Below are 25,403 nucleotides of genomic sequence, written 5' to 3' on the forward strand. Positions count from 1 at the left end.
CAGAGTTCGAACTTTTTAAATCAGGATATAACCCTAATCATCATTAATAAATTTAAGCACCAGTGTAAACTACCTTAACTATCGGTTTCTAAAGACTTGATGGTTTTGTTGAATTTATCAATATCTTTAAAAAATTGACCTCCTATTTCCATAGCCAATCTATAATAGGGTAATATTATATTAGGAAAGCTCTTCTTCTTGTATGGATTTTCTTCGGCTTCCATTTGATCCTTTTTAAAATCACCCTATTTAAGAAGTAAAATTGTTGCTCGACGCAAAGTTTTAGGATCTTGTTTCTCTCTTATCATATCTACAAGGTTAAAGAAGTCCTTATCGTTTTTTACAATGTTCTCTTTGCTTTCATAACGTTTTAGCTGGTCGTCTATTTCTATTTCCTCGATACGAGCCATATTCATTTGGATATTACGTCCTGACCAGAATTTGTATTCTTCATCATACCAAATACCAGAGTCGTGAAGTTTACCATAAAGGCTTACAGAATCTTTTATTCTAAATCCCTTGAGTCCTTCATCTAAACCAATAATTGTTGCCTTACATGGGTTAGGGAAATAAGCGTCTACAATCTTGTCTTCATTATACCCATTCCACAAATCCCAATAGCACTTTTTAAAAGCATCAAATAATAGTATTACTGCTTCTACTTTGGGATAAAAGAATGATGGAATATCAAAAGACATTTTATTCATCCCATCTACTAACATAGGTTCTGTATCGTGCATAACGTATTCATTCTCTTCTATAGAATAAGCTGAATGAAAAAATGAATTTCTGATTTCCTTAAAATGAACAGTCTCGTAAAAGTTAATTAAACTTTGCTTCTCGGTATCTGCAAACAATTCCATTAAGAAATCTTGCTTTTCCCCTATACCTAATAGTCTTTCGTATTTACGAGTTTTCCAAAAAAGATAAGAAGATCCTTTATACCCAAGCGTGATACGACAAAGGCTACCTATCATATTATAGAAATCACTGTTTTCAAAAAATGTTGAATATAGCTGCAAACCCATTCTCGCTTTTTCCTTGCCTTCTAGTTCTCTGTATAACTTCGTATAAAAAGGGATAGCATCAAAAAATTCTAGTAAATTGGAATTAAGGTTTTGTGAACTTATACCCTTATAGTTTATAAGCGTGAGTACGACATCGAACTCACTGGTTTCAATAGCTTGTTCAAATAATTGTTCAATTTCTTTTACTGCGTGTAACATAATGGATTGCAAATCTTAATGTCATAAGATAACAAGGAATACTATAATAATCTTAATTTTTATGCTTAGTCAGACGCCTATCATAATGAATTTCTTTTAACTTAGTAAGCTTAAAATCATTAAAATTAACCAATTATAGATTTCGATTTAACAGACATACACTCATCATACTCCAGCTTAATACCTAAAAAAGTTGAGGGCATAACGATTTATCTTTTACACAAAAAAGTTATTGAAAAGCAAATCGATAAACATTTTAGTTATAAAGAAATAGAGAGATGTATAAAAGAAGCATCTGAGTTGGACTTAAAGGCTACACCTCATACGGATGCAATTGTAAATGGTTTACTAAAATACTATTTAGAACATCCCAGAGAGGAACGTTTTAAATACGCATTGACTGATTTTGCGCAAAAGTTTATAAAACTCATAGATAACAGGCTTTATAGTCCTTATGCTAAATTCCCCTTACGTGATACATTCAAAAAGCTTGCAGATTTCGAAGCTATTGAAATTATTACTATAGATGATTTTAATAGGTGGTACGAATTTAATTTTGAAGGAAACAGTGGCACCGTAATCCTTGACCATTTAGAATCACTTAAAGACTATGTAAACAGAGCTATCGAAGAGCTTAATGCATATATTAACCAAGATGAGGACTCAGCGCTTGAAACAGCTGAAAATGTTTCAGTTTTATTTGAAAAAATCACAGCTAAAAGTGATGAAATAAAAGACACGTTGCTCATAAGTAATAGGCTAGACGAGGAAATAGAAAAAGTAGTCACTTATTTTCTTGAGAGGAAAAATAGCCTACCTGATTTTAAAACGAACGAACAACGCGAAACGCATAAAGTTTTTAAGGAAGACTATAATACGTCTGTATCGATAAAAAAGAAGGTAGATGAATTTTTTGTCGAAGTAGAATATAAATTAGGTCAGCTTTTAGATAGGTCTGCATATGCAAGTACGCAGCTAATTACTGTTCAAGATAACTTTAAAAACAAATCTGTAATTAGAGTAAATTTAAAGCGATTTTTAAAATTCACATTGGAACAAGCAAGCTTTTCAAAAAAAGAAGGTGTCAAACTACCTGTGATATTCCCCATCAAGTCTATGGTAGCTGAGCGTTTTAAACACATTGGGCTTGAATATTACGAAGAATTTGGAATCCAAAAGAGCTATGTGATTAAGCCTCAGATCAATCAGAAACATCTGAACTCGCAGATGCTTAAACTTAATGAAGAATTAACTAGACAAGAAAATACTGCAAAATGGATTAGTCATTTTAAAGAGCGTTTGCTTCAGAATGAAGAAATCGATTTTAGTAAACATTTTTATGATATCGCTGCAAAAGAGAAAGACTCCCTTATTGCACTTAAGGTGGGATTTGAACTTATAGCATTTGCGAGGCAAGATAATGAGTACAAAATTGAAATTGATAGAGAATTACCAGAGTCCTCAAAATCAGAAAATATAGCATTATGGAAGATGAAAATAATAAAAAGATAAAACACAATTTTACTTTTTTAGAAAATTCTGATGTACAAGAGCACTTTGCAGACTTAAACATAGAATTACTCTCTGGAAGACACATACAGAAAGACCGTTTCTATCTATATAAATTACTTAAAGATTATTATAACGAGTTATCATTCTATTATGAAAAACTCTATGGTCTTGAGCTGATAATAGAAACCAGAGAGAATTCTAAATACTATTATGTTGACTATCCGGAAGATTCCAAAGGAGCACTTTCTCATACTTCTCGCCACAAAAAATTAACTCCAAAACAAACATTAGTAGGCATTATTTTACTCAATATGTATTACGAGAAATATTTTGAAAATAAAAAAGAAGTACGTTTCGTTGATATAAAAAAGGAGATTAAAGAAAGTGACAATAACATTTTGTACAAAAAACTTTTCTTCAATAAAGTGCAAGATGATTATACTGAGGGAGACTGGTCTATTAAAGTGATTAAGCCGTTTAAGAGTGTTTTAAGGGACTTTAATAAGTTAGGTTGGATTACTAACTTAGGCATTGAAGATGGTGAAGAAATTCATTTTGAATTGAGAGAGCCCATAATCAGATTCCAAAAACTATATGAAGATGAAATTACAAACTTCACTCAATTCAGTGAGAAATACCTTAGTCAGATCCAATGATAGAATATCCAAGAATTTTTTCCTTATCCACAGTCGGAGTTAGACAGCATTACAATCAGGACTATTTACTACATCGTGTAAGAACGGATTTTACCGGAAACAATGGTATCGGTAAATCATTAATCGCAGATTTATTTCAACTCATTTTTATAGGTCAAAAGAGCAAAATAAATTTTGGAACAGAAAGTTTCAAAAATAAAGACAGGCACATACACACTTTACCTTACAAAACTGACGATGCCTATGTATTTATCCACATAGAATTTAAGGAAGGAGAGTTTATAACTATAGGAACCAATATTGGTAATAAGCGCAGTAGGCCATTAAAATCCTTTTGGATTCTCAATCAGGCATACAATGAAAATGATAAAAAAGAACTCGAAGCACTTTCTCTAAATGCTGATCAGCTAGCTTATAGCAAAGATTTTTTGAAAGATGGTCATTTCCTACCTATACAGCAGCTTGCAAAACACTTAAGAAATAATAAAAAGGGCTACTTAAAATCCTTTACAGACTTAGATGATAAAAAAGATTACTATGAGTTTTTATATAAAAATGAATTAATTCCTATTAATCTTGCCATCAATGAAAACCTTGACGCTTTCGCGAAAGTGATACAATCCTTTTCAAAAGCTAATTCATTAGATACCGAAAGCGATAAAATCTTAAAAGATTTCTTATTTGAAAATAGCCTTGAAACACTACAGTCCAAATACAAGTCGAACAAAGAGAAACTAGAAAAACTTATAGATGAGTACAATGAGCTTGATGAAGATATAAAAACGATTGAGCTCAAACAAAAAGTATTGGGCAACCTAAAAGAGCTACAGCTACTAAAAGATACGGCGCAGATAAATTATCTCACTGCAACGTATCATTTGAACTATGAGAGCTATGAAAAAGTTGCTTCTGAATATGATTCAACAGAAAAAAAGATCAAGGACGAAACAAATAAAATCGATATACTCAAAAAGGCACTTCCAGAAGTAAAAAAAGAAATGAAATCAATGGAAGAAGAACATCAATCCTTTTCCAAAGCCCTTAAACCTTTCAATGAGTATAAGGATGTTTTAAAAGAAAGATCGCAACAATTAAAAAACCTTGACGCGCTTCAAAAAATAGAGCTGCCTACTATTGATCATTCCAATATTTATGACATAAATATCGATAACTATGGTAACGACTTAATTATTGAAAAAATCGAAAATTTAAACGGCGTAATAGATAAATATGAAAGTATAGAAAATTTAAGAAGTAAAACTCAATCACAAATTGAAAAAATAGACCTCTATAAGTCCGAAAAGAATAAGAGCTTGGATGAATTGCAAACACTACATCGAATTTTAGATGCTGGTGATGAAGGTTCATTAATAGCTCAAATCGTAAAAGAAGGGAATAATTTGACGAAAGCACAAGAAACCGTTCTATTTGGATTACTTAAAAAAGTGTCTTGGAAAGAACCTGATAACCCAATAAGGGACTCGCAATTTACAACTGACATCACTCTGATAGAAGAAGCAAATATTAGAGAAGATAAAGTCAATTCTGGTTACTGGTTTAAGGTCGGCAAACTACAGACTTTTGTCCCTTACTCTGAAGAAAATCAAATTTTTGCAGACACTTCTGAAATGGAATTACTACATTAGACTAGACATTAAGTTGAGAGAATTTGTTTGCTAGTTATTATTTTAGCAATTATGAGAAGTAAAGCAAAACATTACACATTAGAATTTAAGCAAAAAGCTGTAGAACTAAGTTATGCCAAAGACAATGTAAGGCAAGTATGTGAAGACTTAGACATTATTCCATCCGTGCTTTATCGATGGCGAAAAGAGTTAAAAGACTACGGTAAAAACAGTTTTCCAGGTCGAGGTAAGCCCAAAATGACTGATGAAGAAAAGGAGATAGACCGTTTACGAAAAGCTTTAAAAGAAGCTGAATTAGAGCGTGATATTTTAAAAAAGGCGATTGGCATCTTCTCCGTGAGCGACAAGAAAAATATAGGTTTATAAAACAACACCTTATGAGGTTTCCTGTTGAGGCGATGTGCAAAGTATTAAAAGTAAGTAAAAGCGGTTATTATTTCTGGTTACGATCGGGGCCAAGTAAGTTGTGGATAGAAAACCAAAAGATAAGCTCTCTTATTAAAACCATATTTGATGTTAGTTTTCAAAGCTATGGTGCTCCAAGGATAAAATCAGAGTTGGAAGCATTAGGGTATAAGGTATCTAAACCTAGAGTAGCCCGTATTATGCGAGCTAATTATTTATTTGCTAAAAGAAAGCGGAGGTTTAAAACAACCACGGAGAGTAGCCACAATTATCCAATAGCTCCTAATTTACTCAACCAATGCTTTGATGTTAAGCAGAAAAACCAAGTTTGGGTAAGTGATATCACTTATATTCAGACCAAACAAGGCTGGTTATACCTCACTGTAATTATTGATTTATTTAACAGAAAAGTGGTTGGATGGTCTTTAAGTGAAGACCTCACTGCAGACAACACTATTGTAAGAGCTTGGAATATGGCTATAAAGAACACAACTTTGCTGGAACCTCTGATTTTTCATTCTGATAGAGGTATACAATATGCTAGTCAAAAATTCACCTCTATCATTAAAAACTATGATGGCCTAGTTAAGCAATCTATGAGTCGTAAAGGAAACTGTTGGGATAACGCGGTGGCAGAATCCTTTTTTAAATCCTTAAAAGTAGAATGGGTATATAGGCACAATTATAAACGAAAATCTGAAGCTGAATTATCTATCTTTCAGTGGATAGAAACATGGTACAATAATAAACGAAGACATTCCTTTTTAGGGAACAAAACTATCAAAGAATTTGAATTAGATATGTATAATCATGAACTAGCAGCTTAGTCATTCAACTAATTGTCCAGTTTTTTGTTGCAAGTCCAAACTTTCATTTTAAGTTCAGGGATATTGATTGATTAAATATATAAGGAAGTTATTTTATCAATAGATGTCTTTGTAAAGCTGTTATTATTCCAGATATTCTTTATGAGACTAGAAGAAAAGTTTTTCTCTTTGTTATATTTCACAAGTGTTTCAAGAGCTTCTAACCACTCTGGAGCTTCACTCGCTAAAAATCCATTTTCTCCATTGTTAATCCATTTCTTAACTGGATAGTGAGATGATGCAATTACAGGAATCCCAAACGTTGAAAGCTCCATAAAAAGCTGATGGTTTTGATGCCTATTAAAAAGACATTCTAAAGCAGGTAGTAAAACTCCATCGAGTTGTAAGCTGTTCAACTTTTCAAAATAATCTAAGAATGAAACGGTAGGATGTATTTCTACTTTATAATCTTTAAAAAGTTTTTCTACTTCCCATACAGAATAGGGCTTCCCGAAGTAAATAAACTCAATTTGATCTCCAAAAGTTTTTCTCATTTTAAAAAGAACTTCCTTAAGAGATAGCAAGTCTTCTTCGGTTGGTTTTATCAAACCTATACGCAGTTTCTTAGATGCGTTTTTAGATAATGGTGGCATTTCTTCATAGCCATATCTCGAAACTAAACTGGGAAGGTATTGCACAAATGTATTTGCATTTTCTAAGCGGTTGTCAATGAATCGCTGCAAGAACTTTTGAAAAGTTTCATTTGCAACAGTCACGATATCCATGAGACCCAAATTATTTTCAAGACTCTTTAGCTTTTCTGTTTTCAGCTTTCGCGAAAGCGGAATTGAAACAGGTATTGCAAAATAATTTCTGTCTAAATCCATTACCAATTGAACCGAGGGATTAAGCGTTTTAATGGCCTGCATCAAATAGCTGACATCACTAAACAGTGAAGGGAAAATAATGTAATCTGCCCAGGCAATTAAACGCTCATCCAGCTGATTTACAAAATCAGAGAGCTTCCTCGAGAAGTCATTAGTCTCGATACTGGTAATAATCGCCTTATGCGTATCTGTTTTATTGATTTCTAATGCAGGTGTTATCATCCTGTAATAACCTGTCGCATTGAGTTTGGGACTCACATAAAGCAGATGAATTTTATCATCTGCCTCTATGTTATATCGCTTGTCAAAAATGTTTTTAGGATTGAGCCTTGTTTGTAATTCTTTGATTGTCCTCATTACGTAGTTTCAAGTGATTTCTCAATGCCTTCATAAAACTTGGCGATACGCTGTCCAGTTGTTTTGTCATATATCTCAATGGTACCAGCCAGCGGACCATATTGTTTTATCTTTTTTCTGAAACGTTCCATACCAGTTTCTTTGCTGCGTGTTCTTGACAATTTATGCTTCCAATCTATTGAATACATTGTTCTTACGTTACCGTCTTTAAACCAGACAATCATTTTTGTAAATGAATCTTGTCCTAGTTTCCATCCTTTACTTTGTGCCATTATTTGAAATATTTAATTAGTGAATTAAGTGGGATTTGTTTGATGAACTCTTCATTTTGAAAAGCCCTAACCTGGACTTTATCGTCCTTGAGATGAATCCAAATACGGACGCTTTCTTCATCAATGCGATTCGCTTCTGCAAACTCTTTCAGGTATTGTTTGATGCTGAAGGCTACTTTATTTTGTACGTTATCCAATTGTGCCAATTGCTCTTCCATAAAGAAATATGTGAGCTCTTGTGTAGGTATAGCGCTTACAGGTTTACTTTGGTTATAGAGAAATGAGCGTATGATGTGATCTTTTTGAAAAATCCTGATGTAGAGTCGATCCTTTGGAATTTGAAGTCTGTTGGAAATGTAGTTGGTGCGGTTAGTGATATTTTTAGTTACCATCTTTTCGTAACCAAAAATATCAACCGTCAAATCGGTTAATGCACCTTTGAGTTTTTTGCTCAAAGACGCATCATTTTTTTTAAATGGGTTCATTTTTTAAGTATTAAGTTGTAAATATTTGTGTGCAGAATGATTCAAAACAGAAGCGTGAAAAGTGTTCAACAACTCTGGTTGACCTAATTTGCTGATTCTGGTTTCGCAAGATCTAAATAGCTCAAGTCGAGGTTTTTGTTTTGCAGTTTCTTTTTTCTCATTGTTGAGAAAACGACGAATTTGGGCTTGTAAAATCAGTTTTAACCGAACCTCGTACTCTCTTTTCTTCTGCTTTTGGTACCAGATTCTCGTTCCTGTAAAACCTGATGGATTTTTTGGGTCAAAGTATTTGTCTGGAAGCTGGACGTATCGTTTTGTTGGGTCTTTTGCAAGGTATTTTTGTACAATTCCTAAGCGACTTATATAAACTTCGTGAACGTTTTGTAATTGTTTGTCAGAGACAGGCTCGTACCACAAATGGAGCAGTTTCAGCGCGGTTTCCTCTTGACTTTGAGTAAGATAATGATCCTTGTAGATGGTGTTTCGCGCCAGTTTCCAGAAGGACTTGACATAAAATGATAGGGAAGCGGAACGAGCCTGATCAACGCCTGAAATTTCGGCGCTGGTTTGATCTGTGGCTCGTGATTTCCGCTCTATTTCCCCTGCATCATTATTTTTTTTGGGGTCTATTTTTCCTGTGTATCCTGTAAAAGTGTTACTAGTAGCGTTGCGTGACTCATAACCGTTCGTGAGTGGTGACGAACTCGCTTTAGTCTTCAACTTATCAACGCCTATTATTATATTATTTATGTAACCATTGTTACTAGTATCTGTATGAGGACAAGTTGTCGTTTTAATATTTTTAAAAAACTGATTATCAGTAGTTTTTGATTTTTCAGTTTGAAGCGCTTTTTTAGGCTTATTAACGGCTTTTGCACCACCTATTAACAAGATGTTTGGGTTGATAAAAAGCTCGTATCCAGAGTTGGAACCGTGCCATATCTTTTTAGTGATGATATTAGCTTCTATAAGGCGTTTAAGATGTCGCTGGATGGTTCTTGTGCTTGCTTTGGCACGTTTTGCCAATTGCACGTTATTCGTCTTTAATGGAGGTAAGTTCTGTAAATCTATCGCAGCTATACTGTTTGCCTTCAGTAAGGATATAGAATAAATCTTGATGATCTCTTGAGTGGTTAAGATCATTGCCTGTCTTATATGCGAAGAAAGGTCTTTAGTGCTTGCATTATGCTGGTTAACGTAACCTTCTAAAGCATTAAATGCGGTTGAGTATTGTATGATGGCCATTGTTGAGACAATAGCCAGTAATCAGCTTTTTTGCTGTCTGTACTGGTAATTTGAGTGAAGTGCCCGTTTGAGCATCTTAATTTTTAAGCCTCGTTGAATAGTATCTCTGTTCGTTTCTTAATAGAAGATCGCTTTTCTTCTTTTTCTTCAATAAGATCAAGACACAATTCATAAATAATTTCTACACTACTGGGTCTGATAGATTGTAGTCTAAAAAACTTGGTAATCGTGGGACGTGATAATTGTGTTTTGCTCTTTATGACGTTCACGGGACTATCATAAAGCTTCTCCATCCTGAGAACCACCTTTTTAATATCTTCTGTTAGGTACATTAATTAAATATTTAATAAATTAATTGACAACATATTGTAAATAAAATGCAAATAAAACATCATTTATACTTTATTTGATGCCAAATATACTTAATATTGCATTTCAATTAACATAATAATCTAAAATAATGTTGTTTTAAAAACAATAAAGTAAATAACGTATTGATAAATAGATAGATATAGATGAAAGAAAATCCCCAGTATGACGAGATAGATCTCAAATTTGTAAATGCAGTAGATGAAGTGATTGCTGTGAATTCTGAATTAGGCATTAAACCCAACAATGATAGCTCAATCGGCAAAGAGGTATATCCCACTAATAGAAGTATAGTTTCTGCAGTAAGAAGTAGATCCAAACATATTCCGCATTTAGCTCTCATCAATTTTGCTAAGCGTTTTAATGTGGATATGAATTACTTCTACAATGAAACACCGTTACAATATCAGCCACCAACTATCACAAATATTACTGTAAAGAAGAACGGAATAAGTAGTACAGGAAATAATGCTACTAACATTCACGCGGGTAAGGGAAAGATAAAAGGGATTAATAATGCTGAGGCTGGCTCAAAAAACACCTTAGTAGAAGTTGTCGAAGTCAATACAATGATTAACAACTTTATATCTCAAATAGATGGTGAACGAGTAAAACAGTTCTTGACTATTATATCAAAAATACAAGTGGAGAGCAAATCTTCATCTGAAAAATTAGAACGTATTTTAATTGAGAAATCAGAAGAAATAAAAGAAATGCGTATTTCATTTAAAGAAGAAATGGGAGAGCTAAGAGAAGAGCTTAAAGAAACGCGTGAGAAACTTGATATTTCTCTTAAAAGAGAAGTGGATTTATTGAGAGAGCTATTAAACGAAAGGAAATGAGCTTAATTATAGAAGAGAAGGATTCAAAGTCATTAGATGATTTTAGTCCAGAAGAACTTCGGTTAATTGAAATGACAAGAAATCAAAAGTTTCAATCATTGAGAATCGTAAAACGTGACGGTCGAATAGATATGATTGAAGGAGTTGAACGTATTGAGGACAGAACTAAAATAGTAGATATCCTTAAACAACACGATTATCAGAATATTGAAATTAAGCAAAGCGATGGCAGAATCGTCTTGATTAACAGAACAGTAAAAACAAAGGTTAAGTAAACCAATTAAAGCAACTGAGTATAGTCATCGGAAATACCGAAGCTATACCACGAGATCATAAGGATCACTATTTCAGATTCAACTGTAACCAATAAGTAATGGAGCGATTGATAAGAAAAATAAGATGTCTAACTCAATTGCAGTAGAAGAAAAACCTACTTTTAAGAAATATGATGCTGAATGGCTTCAAAAGTTTGATGGCTTCGAAGATTATTCAGATAAGAAAGCAGAAGAGACAATAAACCAATTAGAAGAATTTGCAAAAGTACTTTGTGAGCATCTTCAAAATAGTAGTTAAGCATATGAAAGACCAAACAATATTTTATCAGTTTGCCAAAAAAGGTAAAGGACAAAAATTACGAACAGATGGTAAAGCTGTTATATACACAAGAGTATCTACCAAAGAACAAGCAGAGAACAACGCCAGTTTAGAAACTCAATTAAAGTACTGTAAGGAGCTTGCAAATAAAAAAGGACTTGAGGTAAGTGAATATTTCGGAGGAACCTATGAGTCAGCTAAAAGTGATGAGCGTAAGGAATTTCAAAAGATGCTTAATTATGTAAAGCGAAGAAGTAACGTAGGCTATATCATTGTCTATTCTTACGATAGATTTTCAAGAACTGGAGCAAATGGTGCTTACATAAGTGATCAGTTAAAAAGACAAGGTATTGTCACAATATCAGCTACCCAAGAGGTCGATACTTCTACAAGTGCAGGATCATTCCAACAAAATCTTTATTATATGTTTTCTCAGTTTGATAATGAATTGAGAAGAGATAAATCTGTGTCTGGAATGCAAGAGAAACTTCGCAAAGGACATTGGACAGGCGCATATCCGTTTGGCTACACAAATGCCAATCCAGGAAAAGGAAAAACTCCCAAATTTGTTATTACTAAAGAAGGAAGGCTATTGAAGCAGGCTTTCTTGTGGAAAGCAAACAGCAATATGTCTCACGTTGAAATCGCAAATAAATTACAGGAGAAAGGGCTTAAAATAAATGATAAGAGATTGAGCGTTTTATTTAGAAATCCATTCTATTGTGGACTTATAGTTAATAGCCTCATACCAGGAGAAGTTATTGAAGGCAATCATCAGCCTATGATTACTAAAGAGTTATTTCTTAAAATTCATAACCTATTGAATACAGGAACTGAGACCAGAAAATACTGCGTAGATGATGAAAACCTGCCTCTAAAAACTTTCCTGAAGTCCACAACTTGTGGAACTCCTTACACAGGGTTTATCGTAAAGAAAAAAGGGCTCTACTATTATAAGAATCGTCGTAAGGGAAGTAAGGAGAATAGAAGTGCTAAGAAACTACATCAAGAGTTTTTAGAGCTTTTAGAGACCTACAAGCTAAAGGATAAGAAGTTTGTAGCACCATTAAAGGAAATGGTTTACGACACTTTTGTAAGTATGAATGAAGAAGCCATTAAAGAGACCAAAGAACTATCAAGTGGTATAGTCGCTATTGAAATGAAGTTAGATCGTTTAGAAGAACGTTATGTTTTTGAAGAAATAAATAAGTCTCAATATGATAGATTCAGAACTAAGTTGGTAGCAGAAGTTAATCAAAAAAAGAAAAATTTATCAAAACATAGCTTCGATAGTTCAAACCTTAAGAAGTCGATAAATATTGCATTGAAGTATGCACTCAATCTACCGCTATTATGGAGTTCAGGAGATATTGAAGTAAAAAGAAAACTTCAATATATGGTCTTTCCAGACGGTTTAGGGTATGACTTCAAAAACAAGAGAGTTCAAACTTTTAGAGTGAACTCTATTTTTGCTCAAATCGCCTGTTTATCAGATAAGTTAGGAGAAAATAAAAACGGGAACTTTCAAAATAATATTGAAAATTCCCGTTTAGTGACCTCGACAGGATTCAAACCTGTAACCTCTTGAGCCGTAATCAAGTGCGCTATTCAGTTGCGCCACGAGGCCTTTAAATTGGGATGCAAATATACTACATAAATTAAAAATCTACCAAACTATTTATTTCAAATTTCTAAATGTTTATTTTTGAAGAATGATTTCTAAAGACAATCTTCAACAATTTAGCTATTTGTTTGATGAAACTATCATCAATGATATTTCTAATGTAGCACAGCTCCAAAAGTTCAGAAAAAATGATATTATTATTGACATTGGACAGGAGTTAAATTATATCCCCTTACTAATTAATGGTAATATTAAAGTGTTACGAGAAGATAGTGATGGTAATGAGTTACTGTTATATGTTCTTGAATCTGGAGATACATGTGCCATGTCTCTCACTTGTTGTATGGCAAAATCCGTGAGTAAAATACGTGCTATTGCAGATGAGGATACAACAGTAGTTATGATTCCTATTGAATACATGGCGAAATGGTTTAACACTAATGATAGCTGGAGAAGTTTTATACTTCAGAGCTATCAAATTTGCTTCGATGAAATGCTGGAAACAATAGATACACTAGCATTTATGAAAATGGATGAGCGGTTATTCAAATACCTTACTGATCATGTAAAGTTAACGGCTTCAACAAGCTTAGAAATTACACACCAAGAGATTGCACAGGATTTGCACACGTCTAGAGTCGTAATTTCAAGACTTTTAAAACAATTAGAAAAAGAAAATAAAATTGAACTCGGTAGAAATAAAATTATTGTTTTAGATTTTTAGTAACATTTGTAACTCAGTCTCAACTTCAGTACTCTATTTTTGCATCAAATTAAACCTATGGAATACATTTTACAACCATGGCCTTGGTATGTTTCAGGTCCACTCATTGCATTAGTTATGTTCCTTCTACTCTACTTAGGAAGAACTTTTGGTATGTCATCAAACTTAAGAACGTTATGCGCTATAGGTGGAGCAGGTAAACGTGCAGAGTTCTTTAATTTTGACTGGAAAAGTCAACGATGGAACCTTGTAGTTGTCTTTGGAGCTCTCATTGGTGGTTTTATTGCACATCAATTTTTATCAAACCCTACAAATATAGACCTCAACAAGGCTACAATTGAAGATTTAGCAGCTCTTGGTTTTAATGATGCTGGGCAAAGTCTTTTACCACCAGAATTATTTAGTTGGGATGCAGTTTTTAGTATTAAAGGTATACTCATACTTGTTATTGGTGGATTTCTTGTAGGTTTTGGCACACGCTATGCAGGAGGATGCACTTCTGGGCATGCTATTACAGGATTGAGCAGTTTACAGTTGCCGTCACTTATTGCTGTCATTGGTTTCTTTTTAGGAGGCTTAATCATGATTCACCTTATTTATCCAATACTATTTTAATTATGGGAAAGTATATTAGATTCTTAATTGTTGGTATTTTCTTCGGAATAGTCTTAGTAAAATCTGAAGCAGTTTCATGGTATCGTATTTTTGAAATGTTCAAATTTCAATCTTTTCACATGTATGGAATCATAGGAACTGCAGTCGGTACAGGTATTATTCTATTATTAATTTCTAAACTTAGAAAAATAAAAAACACAGAAGGTTCATTCATAAGAGTACCTTTAAAAGATCGTGGCTTTACACGTTATATCATTGGAGGTACAATTTTCGGATTAGGTTGGGCATTGGCAGGCGCATGTCCTGGGCCAATGTACATTTTAATTGGTACAGGAGCATTCTCCATTATTATAGTAATAATTGCTGCATTGTTTGGCACTTTTGTATATGGATTACTAAAAGATAAGCTACCTCATTAAATGGAACTCATTGAAATATTAGGATATATTGGCGCATTAGTTGTTGGACTTGTATTAGGTCTAATAGGTGGAGGTGGTTCAATTTTAACAGTACCAATTATGGTTTATCTCATCGGATTAAACCCAATTGTTGCCACAGCATATTCTTTATTTGTAGTTGGTATTACCTCAGTGTTTGGAGCTTTTCAAAATTATAGAAAAGGCCTCGTTGATGTAAAAACGGCAATTGTATTTGCAATTCCAGCGTTTATTGTTGTTTATCTTACTAGACGCTTTTTTGTTCCAATAATTCCTGATGTCGTTTTTAGTATCAACGATTTTGAAGTTACAAATAATATCTTCATTATGATATTCTTTGCTATTGTAATGCTTTTTGCAAGTTATTCTATGATTGTAGGCAGAAAAAATGTATCACCAACAGAAAAACAAGACTTAAAACACAATTATCCTGTAATTGCGTTTCAAGCTACAATAATTGGTGTTTTTTCTGGTATTGTTGGAGCTGGTGGCGGATTTCTAATTATTCCTACACTAGTTTTATTAGGAAATTTACCAATGAAAAAAGCAATAGGCACGTCACTCTTTGTAATTGCTGTAAATTCATTATTTGGTTTCCTTGGTGATTTATCTAATATTGATATTAATTGGATATTCCTTTTAACTTTCACTGGTATTTCGATTATAGGAATTCTAATTGGTAGTTATTTGTCTAAATTTATTACTGGAAAAAAACTAAAAAAAGGATTTGGCTACTTTACTATTGTAATGGCTATTTACATTGTGTATAGAGAACTGTTTTAATACACTAAGTGACAAATATCACATTTCAAAAAATGAAGTTTTGTAAATTTGCAATATAAATGAACTAAGAATGAAAATTGAACAATTATATACAGGCTGTTTAGCACAGGGTGCTTATTATATAGAATCTGAAGGTGAAGTTGCTATTATTGATCCTCTTAGGGAAATCCAACAATACATCGATAAAGCTGAAGCTAACAATTCTAATATAAAATATATTCTAGAAACTCATTTCCATGCTGATTTTGTTTCTGGTCATGTGGATTTAGCAAATAAAACTGGTGCGACAATCGTTTTTGGACCTGGTGCTTCTACAGAGTACGATATCCATTCTGCGACGGATGGAGAGGAATTAAAACTTGGAAAGGTAACAATCAAAGTATTACATACTCCAGGCCATACACTAGAATCTGTCACATATCTATTAATTGATGAAAACGGAAAAGATCATGCTATTTTTTCTGGTGACACGCTCTTTTTAGGTGATGTAGGAAGACCTGATTTAGCGATTAAATCAGATCTAACTAAGGAGGACTTAGCTGCAATGTTATTCGATTCACTTCGTAATAAGATCATGCCTTTAGCAGATGATGTTATTGTTTATCCTGCTCATGGTGCAGGTTCTGCTTGTGGAAAAAATCTAAGTAAAGAAACCATTGGTGTTTTAGGTGAGCAGAAAAAAACAAATTACGCCTTACGTGCAGATATGACAAAAGCTGAATTTGTAAAAGAAGTGTTAGATGGTATTACACCACCTCCACAGTATTTTGCAAAAAATGCAATGATGAATAAAATGGGTTATGATGCATTTGATACTGTTTTAAAGACCGGTAATATTCCTTTAAATCCGGAAGAATTTGAAGCTTTGGCAAATCATGAGTCAGCATTGGTTTTAGACGTTAGACCACAATCTGAATATGTAAAAGGTCATATTCCAAATTCTATTTTCATTGGTTTAAATGGTGATTTTGCACCTTGGGTAGGAGCATTAATCACTGATATAAAACAACCCATAGTTTTAGTTGTTCCTGAAGGAAAATCGGCTGAAGCCGTAACACGTCTCTCTCGTGTAGGTTATGATAACACACTTGGTTATCTCGAAGATGGAATTACTGCATGGGTTTCTGCTGGTAAAGAAATAGAAACTTTAAAATCTATTTCTGCTGAAGAATTTGCTGAAAAAGCCAAAACATCTAACATTAATATTTTAGATGTTCGTAAGGATGGTGAATATACATCGTCTCATTTAGAAGAAGCTCAGCATCTATCATTAGGTTTTATTAATGACAAAATGAATGAATTAGATAAAGATAAGACCTACTACGTTCATTGTGCAGGCGGTTATCGTTCTGTTATTGCTGCTTCAATTTTAAAAGCTAGAGGTTTTGATAAACTCATAGATATTGCTGGCGGCTTTGGAGCCATTAAAAAGACAGATATGCCGACAACAGATTTTGTTTGTCCATCAACTTTATAAATTCAAACATTATGAAAAAAAACATGAGTAATTTAGACAAAGGTGTTCGTATCCTTATCGCTGCGGCAGTAGCTTTATTATATTATTTTGATGTTATTGAAGGAACATTAGCTTATGTATTAATGGCTGTTGCCATTATTTTGTTAATTACAAGCCTTATAAATTTCTGCCCACTTTACAGAATTTTTGGAATTAGTACTTGTAAAATAAAAGGATAATTTGTGCAAACTACTATTCAAATACAGAATTTAAAATGTCATGGTTGTGCTAATACCATAGTAACTAAATTATCGAAGTTAAATGGTATCTCTGAAGTTGTTGTTAATAATGAAAGTGATGAAGTCAGTTTTGATTATCATACAGCAACACAATTTGAATTGGCAAAAAAGAAATTATCAGAGTTAGGTTACCCTATAACAGATCAAGTAAATTCATTTTCTAAAAAAGCAAAGTCTTTTGTGAGTTGTGCAGTAGGAAGAATTACGAAATAAATTATCTAGTACTAGATTCTTAAACTTCTGAAACTGAGTTATAATTTAATGCATTAAACTATCTCAGCACTAAGACCTGCCTGTAAAAGCTTGGAACATCTTGGTTCTAAATCATCATAAGAACCTGTTTTTACTGTACACTTTCCTTTATAATGTACTAATAATGCACATTGCTCTGCTTGTTCTGGCACATGGTCACATGCATAAATTAACGTATCAATAACGTGATCGAATGTATTGACATCGTCATTAAATAACACAATTTCATTTTGCTTTAGTACTTCTTCGTCAAGAAGTAACTCTTCGGAATGTTTTTCTTTTGTCATCGTTTTAACGGATTTGAGGAATCTCGGTTAATACTTCACTTTATCAAAATTAATAAGGTTATCTTGAAAAAGCTCTACTAATTTAAAAATTTTAACGTAACCCTTTGCTCTTTTTGTATAGATATCGTCAATTTTAACATCTGTTTATCAAATTTTGAATTAATTAGTAGGAATTCATTTTCATATATCAGCCTCATACTTGGTGGTATCAAAAATGGGTAAAAATAAATGGGCTGTCTAAATAAATTTAAACAGCCCATTATAAATTAATTTATTAGAAAAAAGATTTGTTTTCTAATAATGCGTATGTCTTAACAAGAACCTAGAAAAGTCCAACCTCCACTTACACGTTCATATAAATTACCAAAATAAGTGACACGAGAACCAATAGGATAACTTACACCACTTTGCCACTCTGAAACGCCGTCACAAGGACTTGTGCTAGCTGGATACATAGCCAATAAAGCCGTAACGTCATTACCGTTAAAGTTTCCACTTACACTTGTAGAGAAACACGCTTGCATTACAGATGATAAATCTCTGCCTGTAGGTGTCCCAGATATATGCACTGCGCCATCAGCCCCACTTCCTTCATTTCCTTGAGCAGATGATGGACAGCTTAAACGATCGAACCAATCTGAATGTCGGAAACCAATTGAGTGACCTATTTCATGCGTAATAACATGTTCATTTACATTAGTTGAAAATTGCTCTATACCATATATCTGAACAAATTTATTTGGTTGCCCACTAGAATTAGGGAAACCTGCAACTCCTCCTGTACCTCCAGGATTATTAACTGAATTGTCATATACAACCATATCTGCTGCTTGGTAATTAGTTCCAAACGTTAGATTAAACTGTAAAGTCATATTGTTAATGTTATTATAGTTAGCAACTGCTCTAGTTAAAGCTGTACGTGCTTTATTAGATAATGCTTGACTACCACCTGTATAACCCAAAATGTTTATGGTTTGGTTATTACCTGTCACTAGATTGAAGGTTCTGTATTGTTTTGTACCAATGGCACTAGCCTCAATGAGCTTATCCAATTCTTTTTGAGTGAAGACAATATCACTTCCTATATAAATTCGTTCTTCGACCGAACCATCTGGCAAATGGAAATCGCCTTTAGAAACCAAACCTACATCAATATCTAAAGTTTTTATTGAATTTAATAAATCGGTATCAGTTACTAGGACTCTGTTCCCTAACTGGTTCATGTTTATAGTGACATCCTCCTCAAAATTTGCAATTTCATCTTCAACGTTTTCCTTTTCACAAGCTGTGAATATAAGTGCAAATACAGATAAGGCAAATGCCCAATATTTAATTGTTACTTTCATTTTTAAATGTGTTAAATTAATGATTTGTTTAAATCGCTTACGTAAACAAGGGCGTAAAAAATTGGAGCAAACTATAAGATATAGCTCACCTAAAAAATCTACAATTAAATAATATTATTTGTATCAAATATACATTGAATAAATAAGTTTGAATTGCGGAAAAACCGTAAATATTTAATTAATTATGTTAAATTATCATAATTAATTATGAATTATTCAGTATTGTTGAATAAAAAATGAAAATTAATCAACAATGAACTTTACAGCTAGCCATCTGTTTTTTAGAATTTTATCAATAAAAACCAATTGATTATCGGCACATTTAGAACTTATAATTTCTAAATCTTCTTCATAAAAACCACTCAAAAATAGTGTACCGTTCTTATTTAAATGGTTTGAATAGACAGGTATATCTGCTATGAGTATATTTCTATTAATATTAGCAATAATGATATCATATTTTTGATTTTTCAGAATTGAACTATCCCCTTCAAAAACAGAAACTAATTTACAATTATTGCGCTCAACATTTTCTAAACTATTAAGATAACACCAATTGTCAATGTCTATGGCATCTATTTTTGCCGCACCAACCTTCTCCGCTAAAATTGCCAAAACACCTGTACCACAACCCATATCCAAAACTGATTTGCCTATAAAGTCATTTTTTAGAATATGCTGAATCATCATATGTGTAGTTTCATGATGTCCTGTACCAAAACTCATTTTTGGCTCAATAATTAAATCGTATTTAGTATCTGGCTTGTCATGAAATGGTGCTCGTACACTTACCAAATCATCAACCACAATGGGATTAAAGTTCTTTTCCCATTCTTCATTCCAATTGGTCTGTTCTATCTCACTAAATATATATGAGATCTCAAATTCATCAGAACTAAGAATTTGTATATCTTCTAAAATATCTTCTTTCCATTCTTCTTTTTGGATGTAAGCCTCAACTCCTTCTTCACTTTCAACAAAACTTTCAAAACCTACATAACCCAATTCCGCAATTAAGATTTCAGTTCCAGGTTGCAGTGGTTCTACACTAAAATTGTAAGCTATATATGATGTATTATGCATTTCTAAAATGCATTAACAATAGCAAAGAAATCTTCTGCTTTTAATGATGCGCCACCAATTAATCCACCATCAACATCTGGCTTACCAAATATCTCTTTAGCGTTTACTGGTTTTACACTTCCTCCATAAAGGATGGTCATATCGTCTGATACTTGATTACCATATTTGTTATTTAATGTTTTTCTGATAAAGGCATGCATATCCTGGGCTTGCTCTGGGCTTGCAGTTTCACCAGTCCCAATTGCCCAAACTGGTTCATAAGCTAATACAATATTTTTGAATGCATCTACACCTAAATGAAACAATGCGTTTTTGATCTGACTTTCAACAACAGCTTCTTCATTTCCTGCTTTTCTATCCGCTAGTTCTTCTCCAAAACAAAAAATAACTCGCATGTCATTTGCTAATGCGGCATCTACTTTTTTGGCAAGTAATTCATCAGTTTCATTAAAATAAGCTCTGCGTTCGCTATGCCCAAGAATCACAGTTTTAATTCCTATGCTTTTCAACATACTAGCACTAACTTCGCCTGTGTAGGCTCCATTTTCTGCGAAGTGCATGTTTTGAGCAACGACTTCAATATCCTCTTGCCTTAAAGACTGAAAAGCATGCCATAAATTTGTAAAGGTTGGTGCAATCATTACCTCTGCGTCTGAAGTTTTAGCCTGACTTTTCAATTCTGATATCAGCGTTTCTGTTTGCGCTAAGTCGTTGTTCATTTTCCAGTTTCCGGCTACTATATTTTTTCTCATAATGTGTATCGATTGAATTCTTAATTAACATTACAAAAATAAAACAATAAAGAAGAAAGCTCGTAGATAAATGTAATGTAATTATTAAGACAGCTTAACACGTGGATCTAACCAAGCATAAATAATATCTACGAGGATATTAATCGTAATAAAAACAATAGCAATTACTAAAACGGCTCCCATTATTACGGGTAAGTCTAAGGTGTTTAAAGAATTAACGATTTCTTTGCCTAAACCATTCCAACCAAAAATGTATTCTACAAAAACTGCCCCTGCTAACATCGAGGCAAACCATCCTGAAATAGCAGTTACAACAGGATTTAATGCGTTTTTAACAGCATGATTTTTTATAACTTGAAATTCACTTAAACCTTTTGCTCTTGCTGTTCTAATATAATCCTGATTCATTACTTCTAGTAATGAGTTTCGCATTAATTGAATCACTACTGCTAATGGTCTTATACCTAAAACAATTGCAGGTAGAATTAAGTTCTTCCACTTAATGGTCATCTTTTCACCAAAATCATCAAGCTCGTATAAACTACCTGTCATTTCTAAATTGGTGTATTTGTGCAATACAAATCCAAATAGCCATGCAAATAAAATAGCACTAAAAAAAGAAGGCACACTCATACCAAACGTACTTAATATTTGAATCGTTTTATCTATCCAGGTATCTTTATATAGTGCAGAAGTAATTCCGAATACAATACCCAGAATAATTGCAATGATAATTGCAGAAACAGCTAAAACAAAGGTGTTTGGTATGGTTTCACCAATAATTTCAGTTACTTTTTTGCCTTGCTTTGTAAAAGACTCTCTTAAATAAGGGAACTTAACAACTGTAGTCGTATTTTCTGTACTAAACAATTTTGTAGCAGAATATTTACTTGTACTTAAATATGTGTAATCCTTTGATGTGTTTGAATGAAACGAAATTGGCGATAGGTCATTTAAGTAATATAAAAACTGCGTTCCGATTGGCTTATCAAAACCATATTTCTGCTTTACAGCTTTGACCTGCTCAGCTGTTTGATTTTGTCCAAGCATCATTTTTGCCGGATCTCCAAGTTTATTGAATAAAAAGAATATAACTGTGATGACACCAAGTAAGGTGATAAAGGCATAGAGCAGCTTATTTACGAGATATCTAAACAAATTATAATTCTATATCATCAATATCATTCCAGTGGGCTTTTTGCATCACAGTTCCTCGATTTAAAATTACAATTCCAGGATTAGCGCGCACAATGGTTTTAATGACTTTTTCATCACAGAGATAAAAGTCAAAATTAAGCTTATAATCTTGTTTTAACCTTTCTTTATCTTCAGGACCAGAAGATGTCAACCCAATAACCGTATAACCTGCTTTTATAGCTTTATCTGTAAATGATTTTAACTTTATAACTCCATCGCTTTCTCCTTTATTTATACTATACATTGCAACAATTAGAAGCTTATCTTTTTCTAAAAACTGTGTTGTTAAATCTTCATCATCAGACTCAATAGAAAAATCTTGAATTGGAGGAATGTAGCCTTCATCAATGGTTTTTGTTTCTACACCAACATACTCACCATCAACTTTAGGATAGCTTCCATTGGTTACAAATTCCTGATCCTCTCCTTTAACATTAAATGTCCATGTGTATTCTAAAATTGGTTTTTGGGCATCCTCTGGCGTTGCCATTTGTTCTTGAATATTCTTTCCAATAGCATAAGCTCTAAAGTCTATAGATGGCAAATGCATCAATACATGATATCCAAACCAAAGTGAAATAATAAAACTTAATAAAGCAATTATAGCTGTAGGTAATTGTGAAAAGATTGGTTTAATGTGTTTTATACCAATAAATAAAATTAAAATCAAAACTAACAGAATCATATCCTTCGTGAAACTTTCCCAAGGAGTCAATTTAAGAGCATCACCAAAACATCCACAGTCTTTTACTTTATCGAAATACGCCGAATAAAATGTTAGAAACGTGAAGAATACAATCATAAGTAGTAAACTCCATATTGTGAATTTTGGCTTATATCCTATCAACAAGAACACACCCAAAACAACCTCAAAGACTACAACTATTACTGAAATTCCTAGCGCATAAGGAATTAAAAATTCGATGTTTAAAACATCTGAACCAAAATATTCTTGGAGTTTGTATGAAAATCCGAGTGGATCATTCAATTTTATAAAACCAGAAATAATGAAAAGGATTCCTACGAATATTCTGCTTATATGTACTAGTGCTTTCATGTCTTATCTCTATAGTTCCTGCGAAGGCAGAAATCTAATTTTATTTACTTTCACCAAGATGAATCATAGCAAAAATTGCATAATTAATCATGTCTTGATAATTGGCATCAATACCCTCACTAACTATGGTTTTTCCTGCGTTATCTTCAATCTGCTTTACTCTCAACAATTTCTGAAGAATTAAATCCGTCAATGAACTTACTCGCATATCTCTCCATGCTTCACCATAATCATGGTTTTTATCTAGCATCAATTGCTTAGTTAAAGTTACTTTTTCATCATATAGTTTAGTTGCTTCTTTAGTGTCCATATCTGGCTGTTCAACAACACCCTTCTCTAACTGAATTAAAGCCATAACGCAATAATTTATGATACCAATAAATTCACTCACCTCGCCTTCATCTACCTTTCTAACAGAATTTTGCTGCAAACTTCGTATGCGCTGTGCTTTAATAAAAATTTGATCAGTTAAAGATGGTAACCTTAAAATCCGCCATGCACTGCCATAATCACTCATTTTGTTTACAAAAAGTGTTCTACATTTAGTAACTACCGCATCGTATTGTTTTGAAGTATCTTGCATTTAGTTCCGTTAAAATTTGCGTAAATTTCGCATAAATAAATTAGAAGTTCAAAGTTTGAGGTTTAAAGTTTTATTAAGGTATTAATTACAAGTTATATGACGATTAATTGCAAAGGACAACTTATCGATATGTCATCACCAAAAGTGATGGGAATTATCAATGTAACACCGGATTCCTTCTTTGATGGAGGAAAACACAAAGATGAATCTCAAATACTAAATCAGGTGGAAACCATGATTAGTAATGGTGCTTCGTTTATAGATATCGGTGGCTATAGTTCTCGTCCTGGTGCGGATTTTGTTTCTGAAGATGAAGAGTTAAGTCGCGTTGTACCTGTCGTAAAACTTATTATGAAACATTTTCCTAAAGCCTTAATTTCTGTTGATACGTTTAGAAGCGAAATTGCAAAACAAAGTGTTGAAACAGGTGCTGCTCTAATCAATGATATTTCAGCTGGTAAACTTGATGATAACATGTTAGCAATTGTTGGTAAATTAGGTGTACCATATATTATGATGCACATGAAGGGTAATCCTAAAACCATGCAACAGCAAACGGATTATAAAAATTTGGTAAAAGAAGTAATCTCTTATTTTGCTGAACGTATTTCCATTGCCCATGCAGAAAAAATTAATGATATAATTATAGATCCTGGATTTGGTTTTGCAAAAACACTAGAGCAGAATTATGAACTTTTAAACCATCTGGAATTATTAAAAATGCTCGATAAACCTTTACTTGCAGGTATTTCTAGAAAATCTATGATTTATAAAGCCTTAAATACCACTTCTAAGAATGCGCTCAACGGAACTACTGCTTTGCACATGATTGCCTTGCAAAAAGGTGCAAAAATTTTACGTGTCCATGATGTGAAAGAAGCTATGGAATGTGTTACACTTTTTAATAAATTGAATTCAAATTAAATGATACGTTTTATATATTTCTTAATAGTTCTATTGTGCTTTAGCTGTAATAATGAACGCGTATTACAACTACCAGAAATTGAAAATGCCCAAGTCACTGAAGTTTTAGACGTCTCACCAGCCTATATTTTCTATGATGAAACACAACCAGATTCCACATTATTAAATAGAAAAAATCTAATTATTACAACCAATTGGTTAGTCAATGTAGATAAGCGTTTGACTTTAAGACAAGCCATTCCGCGTATTAAATTTTTACAGGATAAGAAGCGAAATGCTGAAATGCATAAGAATGAAAATGCTAAAAACTACTTTTCTTGTAATGATACTAGTATTCAGAATTTAGGATTTATTGAGTTTACGGATACTTATTATAACTACAAAAATCAAGAAGTACCTAATGATGAAACTTCAATTGTTATGATGGTAGAAAACTTGTCAAATATCACTTTTTCAACTTCATTTGATCTAAATATAGTATTGTCTAAAGAAAATATTAGTCATGTCCTAGAGATAATTCGCAAGAATTACAAAAATGATACTACTCTGACTCTTAGCATAAATGAAAATCTTACCTTTCAGGAATATATTACGTTAAAAAACACCTTAGCACCCTTTCACGATAGAATCTCAAATAACGAATTCATTTATTAACTTTAATTATTAAATTAGCAAAAAGACT

Annotated in this window: 30 protein-coding genes and 1 tRNA gene; 17 read left to right on the plus strand and 14 right to left on the minus strand. The window is 32.9% G+C overall.

What is annotated here, in order from left to right:
- Positions 1-74 precede the first annotated feature (74 nt).
- Together Q0822_RS01265 and Q0822_RS01270 are read right to left on the minus strand one after the other, a co-directional pair.
- Entirely contained in the window at positions 75-224 is a 150-nt protein-coding gene (locus Q0822_RS01265; RefSeq protein ID WP_186844092.1) for a hypothetical protein, read from the minus strand.
- 21 nt (positions 225-245) lie between these two features.
- Positions 246-1,226 carry a hypothetical protein gene (locus Q0822_RS01270; protein WP_186844093.1) on the minus strand — a complete coding sequence of 327 codons (981 nt, stop codon included), beginning with the start codon at positions 1,224-1,226 and terminating at the stop codon, positions 246-248.
- Positions 1,227-1,526: 300 nt separating this feature from the next.
- Here Q0822_RS01270 and Q0822_RS01275 point away from each other — a divergent pair, with 300 nt between their 5' ends.
- The 4 genes from Q0822_RS01275 (at position 1,527) to Q0822_RS01290 (ending at position 6,272) form a co-directional block, all read left to right on the plus strand.
- Entirely contained in the window at positions 1,527-2,738 is a 1,212-nt protein-coding gene (locus Q0822_RS01275) for a hypothetical protein (RefSeq protein WP_186844094.1), read from the plus strand.
- Positions 2,711-3,394, plus strand: coding sequence for a hypothetical protein (locus Q0822_RS01280; protein WP_186844095.1), 684 nt, complete (start codon positions 2,711-2,713; stop codon positions 3,392-3,394). Before Q0822_RS01275 ends, Q0822_RS01280 begins: the two co-directional genes overlap by 28 nt.
- Positions 3,391-5,040 carry a hypothetical protein gene (locus tag Q0822_RS01285; protein ID WP_299119136.1) on the plus strand — a complete coding sequence of 550 codons (1,650 nt, stop codon included), beginning with the start codon at positions 3,391-3,393 and terminating at the stop codon, positions 5,038-5,040. The genes Q0822_RS01280 and Q0822_RS01285 overlap by 4 nt, the downstream gene beginning before the upstream one ends.
- 27 nt (positions 5,041-5,067) lie before the next feature.
- Positions 5,068-6,272, plus strand: a protein-coding gene (locus Q0822_RS01290; protein ID WP_186844097.1) for an IS3 family transposase whose coding sequence is annotated in 2 segments (ribosomal slippage) — positions 5,068-5,350 and positions 5,350-6,272 — 1,206 coding nt in all. Because the reading frame shifts where the segments join, the coding sequence is not laid out codon by codon here.
- 71 nt (positions 6,273-6,343) lie between these two features.
- On the opposite strand, the gene Q0822_RS01295 is transcribed toward Q0822_RS01290, so the two are convergent.
- Genes Q0822_RS01295 through Q0822_RS01310 form a run of 4 tightly spaced genes read right to left on the minus strand, consistent with a single transcriptional unit; the run spans position 6,344 to position 9,497 of the window.
- A complete protein-coding gene (locus Q0822_RS01295; RefSeq protein WP_246457474.1) occupies positions 6,344-7,495 on the minus strand; it encodes a glycosyl transferase family 2 in 1,152 nt (383 codons plus the stop codon).
- A complete protein-coding gene (locus Q0822_RS01300; protein WP_186844098.1) occupies positions 7,495-7,767 on the minus strand; it encodes a hypothetical protein in 273 nt (90 codons plus the stop codon). Before Q0822_RS01300 ends, Q0822_RS01295 begins: the two co-directional genes overlap by 1 nt.
- Positions 7,767-8,252 carry a hypothetical protein gene (locus tag Q0822_RS01305; protein ID WP_186844099.1) on the minus strand — a complete coding sequence of 162 codons (486 nt, stop codon included), beginning with the start codon at positions 8,250-8,252 and terminating at the stop codon, positions 7,767-7,769. Before Q0822_RS01305 ends, Q0822_RS01300 begins: the two co-directional genes overlap by 1 nt.
- A 3-nt stretch (positions 8,253-8,255) precedes the next feature.
- Positions 8,256-9,497, minus strand: coding sequence for a replication/maintenance protein RepL (locus Q0822_RS01310; RefSeq protein ID WP_186844100.1), 1,242 nt, complete (start codon positions 9,495-9,497; stop codon positions 8,256-8,258).
- Between the two features lie 515 nt (positions 9,498-10,012).
- On the opposite strand from Q0822_RS01310, the gene Q0822_RS01315 reads away from it, so the two are divergent.
- The 4 genes from Q0822_RS01315 to Q0822_RS01330 all read left to right on the plus strand — a co-directional run bounded on the left by Q0822_RS01315 (position 10,013) and on the right by Q0822_RS01330 (position 12,890).
- Positions 10,013-10,708, plus strand: coding sequence for a hypothetical protein (locus Q0822_RS01315; protein ID WP_186844101.1), 696 nt, complete (start codon positions 10,013-10,015; stop codon positions 10,706-10,708).
- On the plus strand, positions 10,705-10,983 hold the full coding sequence (locus Q0822_RS01320) for a hypothetical protein (RefSeq protein ID WP_186844102.1): 279 nt from the start codon (positions 10,705-10,707) through the stop codon (positions 10,981-10,983). Before Q0822_RS01315 ends, Q0822_RS01320 begins: the two co-directional genes overlap by 4 nt.
- 124 nt (positions 10,984-11,107) lie before the next feature.
- Complete coding sequence (locus Q0822_RS01325; RefSeq protein ID WP_179022108.1) at positions 11,108-11,281, plus strand: hypothetical protein; 174 nt, start codon at positions 11,108-11,110, stop codon at positions 11,279-11,281.
- A 4-nt stretch (positions 11,282-11,285) separates the two neighbouring features.
- The gene (locus Q0822_RS01330) at positions 11,286-12,890 is read left to right on the plus strand and encodes a recombinase family protein (protein WP_186844103.1); all 1,605 of its coding nucleotides are present in this window, start codon (positions 11,286-11,288) and stop codon (positions 12,888-12,890) included.
- Here the strand turns inward: Q0822_RS01330 and Q0822_RS01335 are convergent.
- Positions 12,856-12,929: transfer RNA gene (locus Q0822_RS01335), tRNA-Arg, on the minus strand. The genes Q0822_RS01330 and Q0822_RS01335 overlap by 35 nt on opposite strands.
- Positions 12,930-13,014: 85 nt before the next feature.
- Between Q0822_RS01335 and Q0822_RS01340 the strand changes: the two genes are divergently transcribed.
- The 7 genes from Q0822_RS01340 (at position 13,015) to Q0822_RS01370 (ending at position 17,453) form a co-directional block, all read left to right on the plus strand.
- Positions 13,015-13,650, plus strand: coding sequence for a Crp/Fnr family transcriptional regulator (locus Q0822_RS01340; protein ID WP_299119154.1), 636 nt, complete (start codon positions 13,015-13,017; stop codon positions 13,648-13,650).
- Between the two features lie 57 nt (positions 13,651-13,707).
- Positions 13,708-14,265, plus strand: coding sequence for a YeeE/YedE thiosulfate transporter family protein (locus Q0822_RS01345; protein WP_299119155.1), 558 nt, complete (start codon positions 13,708-13,710; stop codon positions 14,263-14,265).
- Positions 14,266-14,267: 2 nt separating this feature from the next.
- Positions 14,268-14,684 (plus strand): DUF6691 family protein, encoded by a 417-nt coding sequence (locus tag Q0822_RS01350; RefSeq protein WP_299119157.1) that lies wholly within the window; start codon positions 14,268-14,270, stop codon positions 14,682-14,684.
- Entirely contained in the window at positions 14,685-15,485 is an 801-nt protein-coding gene (locus Q0822_RS01355; protein WP_299119158.1) for a sulfite exporter TauE/SafE family protein, read from the plus strand. It begins immediately after the preceding gene.
- A gap of 70 nt (positions 15,486-15,555) precedes the next feature.
- On the plus strand, positions 15,556-16,962 hold the full coding sequence (locus Q0822_RS01360) for an MBL fold metallo-hydrolase (protein WP_299119159.1): 1,407 nt from the start codon (positions 15,556-15,558) through the stop codon (positions 16,960-16,962).
- 23 nt (positions 16,963-16,985) lie between these two features.
- Complete coding sequence (locus Q0822_RS01365) at positions 16,986-17,180, plus strand: DUF2892 domain-containing protein (protein WP_299119161.1); 195 nt, start codon at positions 16,986-16,988, stop codon at positions 17,178-17,180.
- Between the two features lie 3 nt (positions 17,181-17,183).
- A complete protein-coding gene (locus tag Q0822_RS01370) occupies positions 17,184-17,453 on the plus strand; it encodes a heavy metal-associated domain-containing protein (protein WP_299119165.1) in 270 nt (89 codons plus the stop codon).
- A gap of 53 nt (positions 17,454-17,506) precedes the next feature.
- Here the strand turns inward: Q0822_RS01370 and Q0822_RS01375 are convergent, their stop codons facing one another.
- The 7 genes from Q0822_RS01375 to Q0822_RS01405 all read right to left on the minus strand — a co-directional run bounded on the left by Q0822_RS01375 (position 17,507) and on the right by Q0822_RS01405 (position 23,797).
- On the minus strand, positions 17,507-17,779 hold the full coding sequence (locus tag Q0822_RS01375) for an ATP-dependent Clp protease adaptor ClpS (protein ID WP_299119168.1): 273 nt from the start codon (positions 17,777-17,779) through the stop codon (positions 17,507-17,509).
- Between the two features lie 311 nt (positions 17,780-18,090).
- On the minus strand, positions 18,091-19,125 hold the full coding sequence (locus Q0822_RS01380) for a M57 family metalloprotease (RefSeq protein ID WP_299119170.1): 1,035 nt from the start codon (positions 19,123-19,125) through the stop codon (positions 18,091-18,093).
- Between the two features lie 243 nt (positions 19,126-19,368).
- Complete coding sequence (gene prmA, locus Q0822_RS01385) at positions 19,369-20,208, minus strand: 50S ribosomal protein L11 methyltransferase (RefSeq protein WP_299119172.1); 840 nt, start codon at positions 20,206-20,208, stop codon at positions 19,369-19,371.
- A 2-nt stretch (positions 20,209-20,210) separates the two neighbouring features.
- A complete protein-coding gene (gene tpiA, locus Q0822_RS01390) occupies positions 20,211-20,960 on the minus strand; it encodes a triose-phosphate isomerase (RefSeq protein ID WP_299119175.1) in 750 nt (249 codons plus the stop codon).
- 84 nt (positions 20,961-21,044) lie between these two features.
- Positions 21,045-22,118 carry an ABC transporter permease gene (locus Q0822_RS01395; protein ID WP_299119177.1) on the minus strand — a complete coding sequence of 358 codons (1,074 nt, stop codon included), beginning with the start codon at positions 22,116-22,118 and terminating at the stop codon, positions 21,045-21,047.
- A 1-nt stretch (position 22,119) separates the two neighbouring features.
- Complete coding sequence (locus Q0822_RS01400) at positions 22,120-23,214, minus strand: BT_3928 family protein (RefSeq protein ID WP_299119180.1); 1,095 nt, start codon at positions 23,212-23,214, stop codon at positions 22,120-22,122.
- Between the two features lie 40 nt (positions 23,215-23,254).
- Positions 23,255-23,797: a DUF1599 domain-containing protein gene (locus Q0822_RS01405; RefSeq protein WP_299119183.1), complete on the minus strand. Its 543-nt coding sequence runs from the start codon at positions 23,795-23,797 to the stop codon at positions 23,255-23,257.
- 96 nt (positions 23,798-23,893) lie between these two features.
- Between Q0822_RS01405 and folP the strand changes: the two genes are divergently transcribed.
- Positions 23,894-24,721 (plus strand): dihydropteroate synthase, encoded by an 828-nt coding sequence (gene folP / locus Q0822_RS01410; protein WP_299119186.1) that lies wholly within the window; start codon positions 23,894-23,896, stop codon positions 24,719-24,721.
- On the plus strand, positions 24,722-25,375 hold the full coding sequence (locus tag Q0822_RS01415) for a hypothetical protein (protein WP_299119189.1): 654 nt from the start codon (positions 24,722-24,724) through the stop codon (positions 25,373-25,375).
- Positions 25,376-25,403: the final 28 nt, after the last annotated feature.

Source organism: uncultured Winogradskyella sp., from assembly GCF_947496485.1.
GTDB lineage: Bacteria > Bacteroidota > Bacteroidia > Flavobacteriales > Flavobacteriaceae > Winogradskyella.